At 76.0% G+C, this 14,125-nt stretch carries 13 protein-coding genes; 8 read left to right on the top strand and 5 right to left on the bottom strand.

The window, feature by feature from the left end; all coding sequences use genetic code 11:
- Positions 1–306: 306 nt before the first annotated feature.
- Positions 307–1,941: an ATP-binding protein gene (locus tag LWC33_RS19440; protein WP_233305835.1), complete on the top strand. Its 1,635-nt coding sequence runs from the start codon at positions 307–309 to the stop codon at positions 1,939–1,941.
- A gap of 120 nt (positions 1,942–2,061) precedes the next feature.
- Positions 2,062–3,279, top strand: coding sequence for a cytochrome P450 family protein (locus LWC33_RS19435; protein WP_233305834.1), 1,218 nt, complete (start codon positions 2,062–2,064; stop codon positions 3,277–3,279).
- 48 nt (positions 3,280–3,327) lie between these two features.
- Here the strand turns inward: LWC33_RS19435 and LWC33_RS19430 are convergent, their stop codons facing one another.
- The 4 genes from LWC33_RS19430 to LWC33_RS19415 form a co-directional block, all read right to left on the bottom strand.
- A complete protein-coding gene (locus LWC33_RS19430; protein ID WP_233305833.1) occupies positions 3,328–4,830 on the bottom strand; it encodes a CoA transferase in 1,503 nt (500 codons plus the stop codon).
- Positions 4,827–6,572 (bottom strand): acyclic terpene utilization AtuA family protein, encoded by a 1,746-nt coding sequence (locus LWC33_RS19425; protein WP_233305832.1) that lies wholly within the window; start codon positions 6,570–6,572, stop codon positions 4,827–4,829. The genes LWC33_RS19430 and LWC33_RS19425 overlap by 4 nt, the downstream gene beginning before the upstream one ends.
- Before the next feature lie 171 nt (positions 6,573–6,743).
- A complete protein-coding gene (locus LWC33_RS19420) occupies positions 6,744–7,418 on the bottom strand; it encodes a COG4315 family predicted lipoprotein (protein WP_233305831.1) in 675 nt (224 codons plus the stop codon).
- Between the two features lie 266 nt (positions 7,419–7,684).
- A complete protein-coding gene (locus LWC33_RS19415; protein WP_233305830.1) occupies positions 7,685–8,614 on the bottom strand; it encodes an RluA family pseudouridine synthase in 930 nt (309 codons plus the stop codon).
- A 157-nt stretch (positions 8,615–8,771) separates the two neighbouring features.
- Here LWC33_RS19415 and LWC33_RS19410 point away from each other — a divergent pair, with 157 nt between their 5' ends.
- From LWC33_RS19410 to LWC33_RS19395, 4 genes are all read left to right on the top strand, one after another.
- Positions 8,772–10,190 (top strand): PP2C family protein-serine/threonine phosphatase, encoded by a 1,419-nt coding sequence (locus LWC33_RS19410; RefSeq protein WP_233305829.1) that lies wholly within the window; start codon positions 8,772–8,774, stop codon positions 10,188–10,190.
- Positions 10,187–10,672: a cobalamin B12-binding domain-containing protein gene (locus LWC33_RS19405; RefSeq protein ID WP_233305828.1), complete on the top strand. Its 486-nt coding sequence runs from the start codon at positions 10,187–10,189 to the stop codon at positions 10,670–10,672. Before LWC33_RS19410 ends, LWC33_RS19405 begins: the two co-directional genes overlap by 4 nt.
- Complete coding sequence (locus LWC33_RS19400) at positions 10,669–11,073, top strand: STAS domain-containing protein (RefSeq protein WP_233305827.1); 405 nt, start codon at positions 10,669–10,671, stop codon at positions 11,071–11,073. The genes LWC33_RS19405 and LWC33_RS19400 overlap by 4 nt, the downstream gene beginning before the upstream one ends.
- Before the next feature lie 114 nt (positions 11,074–11,187).
- Complete coding sequence (locus LWC33_RS19395; protein WP_233305826.1) at positions 11,188–11,901, top strand: DUF4253 domain-containing protein; 714 nt, start codon at positions 11,188–11,190, stop codon at positions 11,899–11,901.
- 3 nt (positions 11,902–11,904) lie between these two features.
- On the opposite strand, the gene LWC33_RS19390 is transcribed toward LWC33_RS19395, so the two are convergent.
- Positions 11,905–12,381 (bottom strand): hypothetical protein, encoded by a 477-nt coding sequence (locus LWC33_RS19390; protein ID WP_233305825.1) that lies wholly within the window; start codon positions 12,379–12,381, stop codon positions 11,905–11,907.
- Between the two features lie 174 nt (positions 12,382–12,555).
- Between LWC33_RS19390 and LWC33_RS19385 the strand changes: the two genes are divergently transcribed.
- Entirely contained in the window at positions 12,556–13,041 is a 486-nt protein-coding gene (locus LWC33_RS19385; RefSeq protein WP_233305824.1) for a peroxiredoxin, read from the top strand.
- A gap of 65 nt (positions 13,042–13,106) precedes the next feature.
- The gene (locus LWC33_RS19380; protein ID WP_233305823.1) at positions 13,107–14,081 is read left to right on the top strand and encodes an NADPH:quinone oxidoreductase family protein; all 975 of its coding nucleotides are present in this window, start codon (positions 13,107–13,109) and stop codon (positions 14,079–14,081) included.
- The last annotated feature ends 44 nt before the right edge of the window (positions 14,082–14,125 follow it).

Raw genomic sequence — 14,125 nt, 5'->3', positions numbered from 1 at the left:
TCGGCCGGACCGTCGCGGTGCGACGGCCGGCGGCCCCGGAGGAATCACTCCTCCCGCTCGGCGTGTCGGCTTGCCGATCGCCGCCGGTCCACCTCCCGCCGACCGGTCATCGCACGCCCGCCCGACGGGCGGCCGGGGGCCGGACCGCCGGGTAGTGTCCTGTGGACGTACAGATGTCGGGTCGCAGCTCCCCCGGCGGACGCGGGGCCCGAGTGCGCCCGCCTGCTTCGGTGGGCGGTCGCGGGCGGGCGGCCCGGTCCGTGCGGCGTCCCGGTCGGATCGGGGTACGGACCAGCGGAGGACAGCGTGGAGCGAGACGTCTCGTCCGCCTCCTGGCTCGACGAGCCGGGCGAGGGTGCGACCGGCGTGAACGGCACCGGCGGTCGCGGCGTCACCGGCGGCACCGGTGACGAGCGGCCCGACCTGCTGCTCGCGGGCCTCGCGCGGCGGATCTGCGGCCACGCCGAGCGGCAACTCTCGGTCGCCGAGCGGCTCGGTCCGGACTCGGCGGAGGGCGCCGAGATCGCCGCCGGGGCCCGGCGCATGCTGCGCGACGGCGAGAGCGTCCTCAGCCTGGTCGGTGGCCGCCCCGAGCGGCGCGGCCCCGTCCCGACCGGCATCGGCCGGATCCTCGCCGACACCGCCGCGGGCGCCGAGGACCCGCAGCGCGTGTCGGTCCCGCCCGCCCCGTCGGCCTCGCTCGCCGCCGGCAGCGCGGTGGGTGCCGGGCAGGTCCTCGCCGAGCTGGTCGCCCACGCCGAGCGCACGGTCCCGCGCAGCAGCCGCATCGAGCTGGTGGGGCGCTGGGCGGGCGACGGCGGCGTCACGATCGAGCTGCAGGCCGAGGGCGTCGAGCTGCCGTGGCAGGAGGCCGCGGCGCTGGAGAACGAGATCGCCGGCGGCGCGAGCGCCCCCATCCCGCCCGAGCGGCTCGGCCTGCACCTGGCCGCGCGGCTGGCCCGCCGCTGCGGCGCGCGCCTGGAGCTGCAGGCCCCGCTCGGCGGCCCCGCCACCCCGGGGTTCGGCACGGTCGCGCTGGTCCGGTTCCCCCGGTCGCTCGTCGAGCCGGCCGCGGGTGTGCAGGTCCCGCAGGAGGCGGCGCCGGCTCCCGCGCCTCCGCCCACCCCGGCGCCGCGGGAGCCCCGGGACCCGGGGTCGGGGATCACCTGGGAGCCGGTCCGCGCCGGGTCCGCGCCCGCGCCCGCTTCCGTCGACGAGCTGTTCGGCTCGTTCGACGCCCCGCTCGCCCCGTCCGAGGAGGACCTGGCCGGCACGCCGATCTTCGCGGCCGTCGCCTCGGCCTGGTTCCGCACGAACGACGACCCGGCCCCGGCGACCAACGGCTCGTCCCACGGCTGGTCGAACGGCTCGTCCAACGGTCATGGCCTCAACGGCCACGGCACCAACGGGCGGAACGGGCACGGCGGTGGCCACAACGGCAGCGGCCTGGCGGACAGCTGGCTCGACACCGGCACGTCGGTCGGCGGGGATGCGCTCGGCGGGGGCTGGGCCGGCTCGGCCGACGACGAGTGGCGTGCGGCCGCCGAACGCGCCGCCCGGGCCGACACCGAGCTGCCGACGACCGGCAGCGGCCTCCCGCGCCGCCAGCCCGGCCGGCAGATGGTCACGCCGCCGCTGCGCAGCCGGCGCGGCGCGGCGAGCGGCGCCGCGGCCGGCGGGGAGACCTCCGCCGAGCGGCAGCCCGACCGCGTGCGCAACCGGCTCTCGACCTACCAGCGCGGCCTGGAGGCCGGCCGGCACCGGGCGACCGACCCCGAGGACGAGCCGTCGTACCAGTCGGGCGGGCCCGAGCTCGAGCCCCAGCCCGAGGCCGGCGGGCCGGCGGTCCAGGGCCCCGTGCCCGGGCCCACGCTCGAGCGCCGCTTCGAGGAGACGCGCGACCCGTGGACCGGCGAGGGGCTGTGGGGCGACGACCGCTGAGCCCGTCCGCGGGCCGACCGGGCGTGCCCGTTGTGGGCTGTCCGTTCTGAGGAGTACTCAGGGCGCGGTGGCCTAGCGTGGGCCCCGGCCCGGGGCGAGCCCGGCCGGGGGGAGGACGTGATGACCCAGGCGGACACCGTCGAGCTCGGCGAGGAGTTCTTCGCCGACCCGGACGAGCTGTACCGGACCCTGCGCCGGGAGGCGCCGGTCGTGCGGATGAGCACCCCGATGGGCCTGCGGGCCTGGGTGGTGACCCGCTACGCCGACGCGCGGCCGGCGCTCAACGACCCGCGGCTGTCCAAGGACGGCGGGCGCTTCGCGGAGATCCTGGAGCGTCGCTCGGTGGCGCCGGAGAAGCGGATGCAGTTCGCCGACTCGCTCGCCGGGCACATGCTCAACACCGACCCGCCGGACCACACGCGGCTGCGCAAGCTGGTGAACCGGGCGTTCACGGTGCGGGCCATCGCCCGGATGCGGCCGCGGATCGAGGAGATCGCGCGCGGGCTGGCCGACCGGATGGCCGAGAAGGCCGCCCGGGAGGGGACGGTCGACCTGCTCGACGAGTTCGCCTACCCGCTGCCGATGACCGTCATCTGCGAGCTGCTCGGTGTGCCGGAGGGGGAGCGGGACGACTTCCGCGGCTGGACCACCACGCTGCTGTCGGCCGCGCCGCCCGAGGAGCGCGGCGCCGCAGCCGCGGCGATGGCCGAGTTCCTCGCCCGGCTCGTCGCCGACAAGGCCGCGAACCCGGGCGAGGACATGCTGTCGGCGATCGTGAGGGCCTCGGAGGACGGGGACACGCTGTCCGCGCGCGAGGCGACGTCGATGGCGTTCCTCCTGCTCGTCGCCGGGCACGAGACCACGGTCAACCTGATCGGCAACGGCACGCTCGCCCTGCTGCGCCACCCCGACCAGCGCGCCCTCCTGCAGGCCGACCCGGATCTGGTGCCCAATGCCGTCGAGGAGTTCCTGCGCTTCGACGGCCCGATCAACCTCGCGACCTTCCGCTACACCACCGAGCCGGTGGAGATCGGCGGCACCACGGTCCCCGAGGGCGAGGTCGTGCTGATCTCGCTGGTCTCGGCCAACCGGGACACCGAGCGGTACCAGGAGGCGGCCGCGCTCGACGTCACGCGCGACGCGAGCGGGCACGTCGCCTTCGGCTACGGCGTGCACCACTGCCTCGGCGCCCCGCTGGCCCGGTTGGAGGGCGAGATCGCGTTCCGCACGCTCCTCGAGCGCTTCCCGGACCTCGCCCTCGCGGGCGCGCCGGAGACGCTCGGCTGGCGGCAGTCCACGTTGATCCACGGCCTGTCCCGCCTTCCCGTCAGCGTGTGAGCGATCCCTGCCCCGGCAGGACCTCCCCGGACCGCCCGATGGGAACGGTCAGCCCACCCAGGCCGGCCGGGAGCTGCCGCGCGGCACCAGGAGCGTGCGGTAGCGCCCGGGCGTGCCGGACATCCGGACCTGGTCGGTCACGCCCTGGTAGAGCCCGAGCGGGGTGTCGGCGGTGAAGGTCTCCGGGTCGAGGTAGGCGTGCTCCTCCCCGGTCCCGGCGACCGACCGGGCGTACCCGAGGTCGAACACGCCGAGCTCGAGGATCCACAGCGCGACCCGGGTCAGGGAGACGTGGACCTTCCAGCTGCCGCCCTCCACGGCCCGGCGGCGCAGCGCGGCGACGATCCCGGCGGCCGTCAGCCAGGAGACGATGTAGTCGTTGACCACGAGGATCGGCGACAGCGTCGGTGCCACCTCGGGTGAGATCCCACCGGCCTCGAGGTCGAACATCCCGGTGAGCGCGCCCGCCGTCTGGTCGAAGCCGACGCGGTCGCGCCACGGGCCCCGCTCGCCGTGGAGCGTGTTCGTGGCGTGCACGATGCCGGGCCGCACCGCCGCCGCCTCCTCCGCGGACAGCCCGATCGACGCCAGGTAGCGCGGTCGGCGGTTGGCGTAGAAGACGTCCGCGCCGGCCAGCAGCTCCCGCACGACGCGCGGCCCGTCGCCGCGGGCGGGGTGCACGGTCGCCGACCGGACCCCGACGTTCGCGGTCACGTACGTGGTGTCGTGCTCGAACTCGGTGGGCCGCCAGAGGTTCAGCACGTCGGTGCCGTGCAGCGCGAGCGTGCGGCCGGTGCCGGCGCCGGCGATCACGTGCCCCATCCCGAGCGCGCGGACGCCGTCGAGTGGCTGCTCGGCGCCGCCCGGCAGCGGCTCGGGCTCGGCGTCGCCGATGCGCGTGATCTCGATCAGCGGGGTGTCCTCGAGGGCGGCGTGCTGCTCGGTGGCGAGGAACTCGGCGGGCGTGCGGACCAGCGGCATGACGACGCCCGCCTCGGCGCCCGCACGTTCCAGCTCGGCCGCCTCCCACCGGGCGACCGCCCGCTCGACCGCCTCCGGGGTGTCCGCGCAGTCGAGCAGGCGTTGCGTGGCGACCTTGAGTGCCGGATAGCCGTTGAGCGGCATGACCCAGCGACCGTCGCCGGCCCGGTAGAAGCGGAACCCGAAGGCCGGCGACGGGTTGGCCGGCGACGCCACCGGATAGCCGTTGAGCAGCTCCCAGCGCCGGTCGTAGAAGGGGCAGAGGCGGTGCGGGGCGCTGCGCAGGTCGACCGTGACGTCCTGGCCCGCGCCGCCGCGATCGCGGTGCAGCGCCGCGACCGCGACCGACTTCGCGGCCAGCGCCAGCGCCGCCGCCCCGCCGAGCCGCAGGGCGCTCGGCACGACGGGGTCGGCGCCGAGGAACCGCACCCGCCCGCCGGTGTCCACGGCGGACAGCCCGATGCCGTCCAGCAGGGTGTCGAGCGCGCCGTCGACGGCGAACGCGTCGTCGGTGGCCGGGTCCGCGACAGCGGCGCGGATGCGCCCGCCCAGCCCGAGGACCGCTGTCACAGCAGCTCCTCCGGCACGGTGACGTACTTGGACCGCAGGTACTCACCGACGGACTTGCCGATCTGGTCCACCCGCAGGTTCGACGACCCGCCGGTGCCCAGCAGCCCCTTCAGCACCACGTGCACGGCGCGCAGGTGCGGGAACTCGTGCCGGACGACGTCGCAGTCCTTGGCCTCGGGCAGCAGCGCGCGGATCGCCGCCGTGCTGAGGGTGGACCGCAGCCACTCCCAGTGCGCGGGATCGGGGGCCCAGATGCCGACGTTGGAGTTGCCGCCCTTGTCGCCGGCGCGCGCGTAGGTGAGGGTGCCGAGGGGCATGCGCCGGCCCGAGGTCGTCGCGGCGGGCGGCTCCGGCGAGCGGCCCTGCGCGAGCTCCTCGGGCGTGGCCCAGCGCGAGGAGACCGGCGCCTCGAGCCGGGTGCCGTCGGCGAGGACGGCCGTGTTCGGGACGAGCTCGGCGGGCAGCAACGCGGGCCAGTAGTCGATCCGCGGCCACGGCGCGCGGACCGGCTGGGCGCCGCCGTCGTGGTGGAAACCGGGGAAACCCTGCAGGTAGAGGCTGCCGACGGCGGGCGGGAACTGCTTCAGCGCCTCCGCCGCGCGGGCGGTGGCCATGACCCGGATGGGGACCGTGGCCTCCCACTGCGAGTGAGGGTCCTCCGCGGCGGTGCCGAGCGGGGTGACGTCGAGCTGGTCGACGTGTCCCTCCAGCTGCGCCCGGAGCTGGTCGCGCAGCAACGCCACCTTCTCGGTCACGTTCGGCGAGGTGCAGAACAGCATCTGCGAGATCTGCCAGCCGATCTGCGCGAACACCGCGACCTTGGCCGTGGGCGGGGGCGGCGAGCCGACGACGGGCGCGATCGCCACCCGGTCCTTGCCGACCTGCTCCAGCCGGATGGAGTCGAAGTGGACGGTGGCGTCGGGGTTGAGGTACCGCGGGCCCTGGATCTCGTACAGCAGCTGTGCGGTGGCCGTGTCGACGGTGACCATGCCGCCGTCGCGGGCGTGCTTGGTGATCACGCACGAGCCGTCCGCCGCGACCTCGGCGATCGGGAAGCCGCACTTCACCATGCCGGGGACCTGCATGAAGCCCGAGAAGTTGCCGCCGGTCGCGTGCGCCCCGCACTCGATGACGTGCCCGGCGGTGATCGCCCCGGCGAGCGGGCCCCAGTCGTCGGGCGTCCAGCCGTGCCACCACGCGGCCGGGCCGGCGGTGAGGGAGGCGTCCGTGACCCGCCCCGTGACGACGATGTCGGCGCCGGCCCTCAGTGCCTCGGCGATCCCGAACCCGCCCAGGTAGGAGTTGGCCGCGATCGGCTCCACGCCCCAGTCCTTGAGCGGGGCACCGGTGTCCAGGTGCTCCATGGCGTGCCCGTCGGTGTGGAACTCGCCGAGCCGGTCGAGGACGTTGTCGCCCTCGACGTGGGCGACGGTGAGGTCGACGCCGTCCTCGGCGAGGTCCTCGCGCAGCGCCGCGGCGAGGCCTGCCGGGTCGAAGCCGCCCGCGTTCGTGACGATCTTGATCCCGCGCTCGGCGATCGTCGCGAGGTGCGGCCGCAGCTGTTTGCGGAAGTAGTCGACGTAGCCTCGGCGGTCCGCCGCGAGCGACGCGAGCGTGACCTCGGCGAGGTAGTCGCCCATGAGGACGTCGACGGGGTCGCCCGCCATCGCCTCGTCGATGGCCGTGAACCGGTCACCGAGGTAGCCCGAGAAGTTCCCGATCCTCACCGATCGTTCGTTCATGAGGACCGACGATAGTCCCCTCGCGGGGATTCGAGGAGGGGTCGGTGATGCAGTTGCATCCCGGCCCCTCCGGTCGGTGCGGGTTCAGTGCGGGTTCAGTGCGGGTTCAGTGCCGGTTCAGCGTCGGCTCGGCGCCGGCTCGGTGTGGCTCGGTGACGGCTCGCTGCCGGCTCAGTGACCCCCGGCGGGGGCGGCGCCGGTCGTCGCCGCGGTGCCGGTCGTGGTCCCGACGAGGGCCCCGGCGGTCGTGGCGGCGTTCGTCACGCCCAGCGACCCGGCGGGGACGGCGGCCGGTGCGGCCGCGGGGCTCGCGCCCGGCCCGTTCGCGGCCGGGGTGCCGTTGACGCCCATGGCCTGCCAGGTTCCGCCGACGCCCTCGCCCTTCGCGTCGCCGGGCTTGGTGTCGCCGCTGAAGCGGTAGAGCGGCCAGCCGTTGAGCGTGAGCTGCTGGGTGCCGTCGGGGCGGCCGATCGTGCCGACCAGGCCGGACGGGATGCCCTGCAGCGCGGGCTGTCCGTCGCCCTGCACCGGCGGCCACTTCTTCGCGCAGTCACCGGTGCAGGTGGCGGCGGAGGGGTCGTTGCGGTCGTTCGCGAACCGGTAGACGGTGAAGCCGTCCGTGGTCACCACGGTGCCGACGGTCGTCACGCCCGTGCCGAGTCCGCCGGTCGGGGCGACGGTGGTGCCGTTCGTGCTGCCCGTCGTGCCGCCGGCGGGCACTGCGTCGCCGGCGTCGACGAACCCGGAGGATCCGCAGGCGGACAGCGCGGTCGCGGCGGTCAGGGCCGCGGCCGCCACGAGGACGGGCCGCAGGCGGGCGTGCCGGAGGAGACGGGGGAGCGTCATCTCGGTGTTCCTTCGGTGTTCTTCGCGGGGAGCGAGTCGTGCGGTCCCGCCCACGGCGGCGGGGGGCGGTGCGCCGGGGGACGGGCCGCTGACGGTCACCCTATGAAGTCACCGCGGCCGCGGGTTGCCACGCTGAGAGACGATCCCGGCACGCGACGCGACCGGTGCGCCGAGCGGCGGCCGCCTGCTGCCGATGCGCAGCGGCACTGCTCCGAACGCCACGCCGCGCCCTCAGGATCGCGGACGGAAGCGGCCCGGGCGGCCGCTCACCCGCCCACCGGACCGTTCTCCGGCCAGGACCGCAGCCGCAGCCGGCTGTCGAACCGCCGCTCCGTGCCGCTCACCGGATCGGTGAACTCCAGGGTGCGGGCGAGCAGCTGCAGCGGCGAGGAGAAGTCGTCGAGCGGGGTCTCGTGCAGGTCGGGGTAGAAGTCGTCGCCCACGATCGGGATGCCGAGCCCGGCCAGGTGCAGCCGCAGCTGGTGGGTGCGCCCGGTGTGCGGGTGCAGCCGGTAACGGCCGTGGCCGCCGCGCCGCTCGAGCAGCTCCACCCGGGTCTCGGCGTTCGGCTCGCCGGGCACCTCGTAGGCGCGGATCACCCCGCGCTCCTTGACGATCCGGCTGCGCACCGTGCACGGCAGCTCGAGGTCCGGCCGGTAGGGCGCGACGGCCTCGTAGGTCTTGCGGACCCGCCGGTCCCGGAACATCGTCTGGTAGCGGCCGCGCAGCTCCGGGCGGACCACGAACAGCACCAGCCCGGCGGTGACCCGGTCGAGCCGGTGGGCGGGGGAGAGCTGCGGGAGGTCGAGCCGGTGCCGCAGCCGCACGAGCGCGGTCTCCAGGACGTGCCGTCCCCGCGGGATCGTGGCCAGGAAGTGCGGTTTGTCGACGACGAGGAGGTCCTCGTCGCGGTGCACGATCCCGATCTCGAAGGGGACCGGGACCTCCTCGGGCAGATCCCGGTGGAACCAGACGAACGACGCCGGCACGAAGGGCGCGTCGACCGCGAGGGGCCCGTCGAGGCCGACGATCCGCTCCTCGCGGAGCATCTCCTCGATCCGGCCCGGCTCCACCCGCGGCAGCCGCTCGACCAGGTGCTCGCGCATGGTCCGCCACGGTCCCTGGTCCGGCGTGCGCAGCCGGACCGGGTCGAGCCCGTGCCGCTGCGGGAGCGGGGCCGGGCGGCGTCGTCTCACCGGCGCGAGGATACGGGGCAGTCGGCGCCGCCACGGTCCACCGCGGTCGATCACGCCTTGAACGGTCAACCTGGCGAGACGTGCGCGCCGCATCCCAGTGCGTCCGCGTCGGGAGGGGAGCGCGATCATCCGCAGCAAGGACGCCGACGCGGGTCGGATGACGGCGGGGATCGGCGGGGGCTCCGTGGACCACCCGGCCCACCCGGCCCACCCGGCCCATCCGGTCGACCCGGCCCACCCGGTCGCCTCGGTCGCACCGAGGGTCGTCCCCCCGCGCACCCCTGCCCGCACCCTCGCCGACCGGCTGCTCGACGGCGCCGACTTCGGCGTCCTCTCCGTCGACGAGCGCGGCCTCGTCCGCCGCGCCAATGCCGCGGCCCGCCGCCTGCTGCCGGGCCTGCGCGAGGCGGAACTGCTGCCCGGGCCCGTGGCGGCCGGGCTCACCGGAGGCCCGGACGACGGCCCGGCCGAGCTCGAGCTGGGCGGCCGCGCCCTGCGGGCCCGCCGCCAGGAGCTGCCGGACGGCTGGGTGGCCTGGCACGTCGAGGACGTCACCGAGCACCGCAGGCGGCTCGACAACCTGCTCGCGGAGCGCGCCCGCTCGCGCTTCCTCGCGACCGCCAGCCGCCGGCTCGGGCTGTCGCTGCACCCGGGGCGCACCGCGCGGGCGGTCGTGGAGCTGGCGTCGTCGGAGCTGGCGGACCTCGCGGTCGTCGTGCTGCCGGTCCGCGGCGGCGTGTCGGAGTGGTTCGCCTGCACCGGGGACCGGGTCGCCCGCAGCGGCCGCACGGACGTCGCCGACATGCCCGCCGAGCTGCGCGACGCGCTGGCGGGGATCGCCACCGGGCCACGCCCGTTGCTGGCCGAGGATCTCGCCGGGCAGCCATGGGCGGCCGGGTCGACAGGCGCACCCGCCGCCGCGGCGCTGATCTCCCTGCCCGGCAACGGCGTCCCCGCAGGCGCGCTGGTGCTGCTGCGCCACGAGGCCGACTCGGCGGCCGCCCCGGGCGTCGACCAGGCGCTCACCGAGGAGTTCGCCCAGCGTTCCGGGCTGGCGCTCGCCGCGGCCTCGCTCTGTGCGGGTCAGGCCGGGACGGCAGCCGTGCTCAAGCGGAGCCTGCAGCAGCCGGAGCTGCCGCGGCTGCCCGGGATGGCCTTCGGCGCGGCCGACGGCGGCCTGGAGCTGGAGCTGGCCGGCGGCGGGCACCTGCCCCCGCTCGTCGTCCGCCGCGACGGGGTCGAGGAGGTCGAGATCGGCGGGATGCTGGTCGGCGCCGTCCCCGGCGCCCGGTTCGCCTCGCGCACCGTCCGGCTCGCCCCGGGCGAGGCCTGCGTGCTCTGCACGGACGGCGTCAGCGAGGCCCGCGGCGGCGTCGACGGGCGCGAGACCCTCGGCGAGACGCGGCTGGCCGCGCTGCTGGCGGGCGCGCACGTGATGCCCGCGCCCGCGATCGCCGAGCGGGTCGAGCAGCACACCACCCGCTGGCTCGCCTCCGGCGCGCACGACGACATCGCGGTCCTCGTCGTCCAGGCGCCCCTGGCCCTGCCGGCCCCGGCCGTGGAGGACCGCCCGTGACCCCCTCGCTGGCCCACCTGCACCAGGAGGGTCCGGACGTGGTCGCCGTCAGCTGTGCGCTGCCCGTCCACCTGCCCGCCGCGCACCGCACGATCGTCGCCGCGCAGCGGACCGGCACACCTGTGCTGGCCGGTGGGCCGGGCTTCGGCGACGGCCGCTGGGCCCGGCGGCTGGGCGTCGACGCCTGGGCGCCCGACGCCGTCGAGGCGGTTCGGCTGCTCGACGAACTGCCGTGGCCGGAGCCCGAGCCGGACCAGCTCGGCGAGGGTGGTCCCGGGCCCGAGTACGCGAGCCTGCGCGCGCGGCGGGGCGAGCTCGTCGTCGCCGCGACCCGGGTGCTCGACGGCCGGACCGAGTTCCCTGCCGGGTTGCATGACTTCCCCTTCGCCCAGGAGTGTCTGCGCCGCGGTGCGGCGCAGCTGCAGGACCGTCCGGCCGCACCCGTCGACGGGGCGGCCACCATCAGGGAGGCCACGGTATGAGCGCCAATTCCGGGGTGCACCGCGACCCCACGCGTCCCCAGCCGCTGCGTGTGCAGGCGCGTGCGGAGGCGGCGCAGGTGACGCTGGTGCTGGTCGGCGACCTGACGTTCGGCACGGCGCCGAGCCTGGAGGAGCACGTCCGTGCGATCGCCGAGGAGCCCGGCCCGGGCCTGCCGGCGGACCTGGTGATCGACGTCGCCGGACTCGACTTCTGCGACTCCGCCGGCCTCGCCGCCCTGATCGGCCTGCAGCGTCGCGCCGCCCGCCGGGGCGGCACCGTCACCCTCGCCGGTGCGAGCGGCACGTTGCAGCGGGTGCTGCGGGTGACGGGCGCCGAGATCCTCTTCACCCTCCGCCCCGCCGACTCCGCGGGTGGGGCCGCGGAGGGGCAGGTGGGGTAGGCCGTCGCCGACTCGCGCGACCCGGGTGCGGTCCGACCAGCGCGACCCGTTCACTGCCGTGAACACCTCGCCACGGCCCGGACCCCTCACGCCACCCGCCCCGTCCAACCGGGCATGACGACGATCGACACCCACCTCCCCTTCGACCTCCACGACCTCCCGAACCCCGACGTCTACGAGGAGCTGCTCCGGGCGGCGCCGACGACCGGCCGCTGTCCGGTGTGGATCACCAACTGGACCATCGGCCGCGTCGGGCCGCTCACGGGCGCGGAGCGCACGGCCCGGCTGCTCGACGTCGCGCGGGCGGACCCGGCCCGGCTCCTCGAGCAGGCCTGGCCCGGACCGTGCCCGCCGACCTGCTCGTGCTCGGAGCCGCTGCCGGCGTGGCCGGGCCTGCTGCCCGTGCCGGACCGCAACGCGACGGCGCTCGAGGGCGACCTGCCGGTGGTCGCCGCCGCCCGGTGGGCCCGCGAGCGCTCCTGGAACTCGGCGCTCGCCGTGGTCGACGCCTCGCGCCCGGCCGACGTCCCGGCCGTGGTGGACTGGAGCGGCGCCGCCAACTACGACCAGGACGTCGCGGAGATCTCCGCGGTGCTGCGCAGCTGGGAGGAGCGCTTCGGCGCCGTCCTCGTGGAGCTCGACGCCGCCACGCTGATCCTCTCGGTCGCCGCACCGCCGATGACCCGGCAGGAGTGCGAGACGGTCGCGGCCGAGCACTTCGCCTTCTGCCCCGACCAGCAGGACCCGCAGGACGGCCGGATCTTCACCCTGCGCAGCTACGCCGACCTGATCCGGGGCGCGCGGCAGTGGCGGTTCTGGTGGGACTGAGCGTCACGCCTCCCGCCGACGCCCCCACCGGCGCCGCGGCTCCTCCGGCTCGGGCTCGGCGGGCGCCGGCCCGAGCGCCAGCTCGGACGCCTGCTGGGCCAGCACCTCCAGCTGGGCCGTGACGCCGGCGTGCGCCGGGTCGAGCGCGGCCTGCTCGGCGATGGTGGCGGCCTGGGTGACGGCGTCGGCGAAGGACGCGCGGGCCTCGTCGAGCCGTTGGGAGATGCGCCGGGCCGGCGCCTCGCGCACCCGGAAGCGGGCGGGCTCGATGGAGTCGCCGACGATGGCGAGCCGGCGGACCGCGCCGAGCTCGCCGTCGAGCTGCGCGGCGATCCGGTCCAGCCACTCCTGCGCCGGGCTGACCGGGATGGCCGAGACGATCCGCCGGAACCGGGCGACGGAGCCCTCGCAGTCCGCGACGTAGCCGTTCCAGTAGCGGGACAGCCGCGGCGGCGGCGGTTCGGGCTGCGAGCGGGGCACGCGACCAGGGTGCCCCACGACGGCGCCGGGGGCCCGCAGGGTGGCCGCCGCCTCACCGGAAGGTGGGGGCGGACGCACCGGGACGGGCGCACCGACCGCATCGACCTGCCGACAGGGCGCGGAGCAGCGCTAGCGTGAGGCGTCCGCATCTTCCCTAGCAGCGAGGAGCTCGGAGTGACCCTCTCGATCGGCGACACCGTCCCGGACGTCACCCTCATCACCGTCCGCGACGGTGGCCCGACGCCGGTGCAGAGCAAGGACGTCCTGGGCTCGGGCACCGTGGTGCTCTTCGGCGTGCCCGGCGCCTTCACCCCCGCCTGCTCGGACCAGCACCTGCCCGAGTACGTGCTGCGGGCCGGCGAGCTGAGGGCGAAGGGTGTCGACACGATCGCCTGCGTCGCCGTCAACGACGCGTTCGTGATGGACGCCTGGGGGAAGTCCCGTGAGGTCGGGGGCAAGATCCTGATGCTCGGCGACGGCAACGGCGACTTCGCCAAGGCGGTCGGCCTCACGATGGACGGCTCGGGCTTCGGACTCGGGATGCGCTCGCAGCGCTACGCCGCGGTGCTGGAGAACGGCGTCGTGAAGAGCCTGTGGGTGGAGGAGAAGCCCACCGACGTGACGGTCAGCTCGGCCGACGCGGTGCTCAAGAGCCTCTGACCCTCGGGCCGTGGCCGTGCTCACGGCCCCGGGACACCGAACGGACGATCGGCCAGGGTGGACCGATGTTGCGTGTGGTCTGCACCGAGTTCGGCGATCCGGAACTGCTCACCGTGGTCGAGGAGCCCACCCCGGCCCCCGGCCACGGTGAGGTCCTGATCGAGGTCGGCGCGGCCGGCGTCAGCTTCGTCGACGGCCTGATCGTCCGCGGCGGCTACCAGGTGAAGCCGCCGCTGCCGTTCACCCCGGGGTCGGCGGTCGCGGGACGGGTCGTGGCGGTCGGCGAGGGCGTGGACACCAGCGAGGTCGGCAGTGTCGTGGCCGCCTCGGTGACCGGGTTCGGCGGGTTCACCTCGCACATCACGGTCCGGGCGACGCTCGCGGTCCCGGTCCCCGCGGGCGTCGACGTCGCCGTCGCCGCCTCGGCGATGGAGAGCTACGCGACGCTCGTCTTCGCCGTCACGCAGCGGGTGACGATCGCACCCGGCGAGCAGGTCGTCGTACTCGGCGCGGGCGGCGGGATCGGGCTGGCGGCCGTCGACGTGGCGCGGAGCCTGGGCGCGCGGGTGGTGGCGGTGGCGTCGTCGGAGGAGAAGCGGGCCGCGGCCAAGGCCGCGGGCGCCGAGGTGACGATCGACTACGCCGACCTCAAGGACGCGATCCGCGCGGCGACGGAGGGCGGCGCCGACGTCGTGATCGACCCTGTCGGCGGAGCGGCGGCCGAGTCGTCGTTGCGGGCGCTGCGCACGGGCGGGCGGTTCTGCGTGCTGGGCTTCGCGTCCGGCGAGATCCCCCGGCTGCCGGCGAACATCGTGCTGCTGCGCAACCGCGCGGTGATCGGGGTGGACTGGGGCGACTGGGCCCGCGAGGTCGGTGGACCGGAGGGCAACGCCGCGCTGCTGGCCGACGTCCTCGGCCGGATCGGCCGCGGCGAGCTGCACCCGCCGCGCCCCTCGGTCGCGCCGCTCGACGGGGCCGGGGCCGTGCTGCGGCGCTACGCGGAGCGCCGGATCACGGGCAAGTACGTCCTCGTGCCCTGATCACGGTGGAACGGGCGAGCGCGGCGACACGGTCGGGAACCGGT

This window comes from Pseudonocardia terrae, assembly GCF_021343995.1.
GTDB lineage: Bacteria > Actinomycetota > Actinomycetes > Mycobacteriales > Pseudonocardiaceae > Pseudonocardia > Pseudonocardia terrae.
The sequence above is the reverse complement of the archived record's forward strand: the minus strand, read 5'-3'. Positions and strand labels throughout refer to the sequence as shown.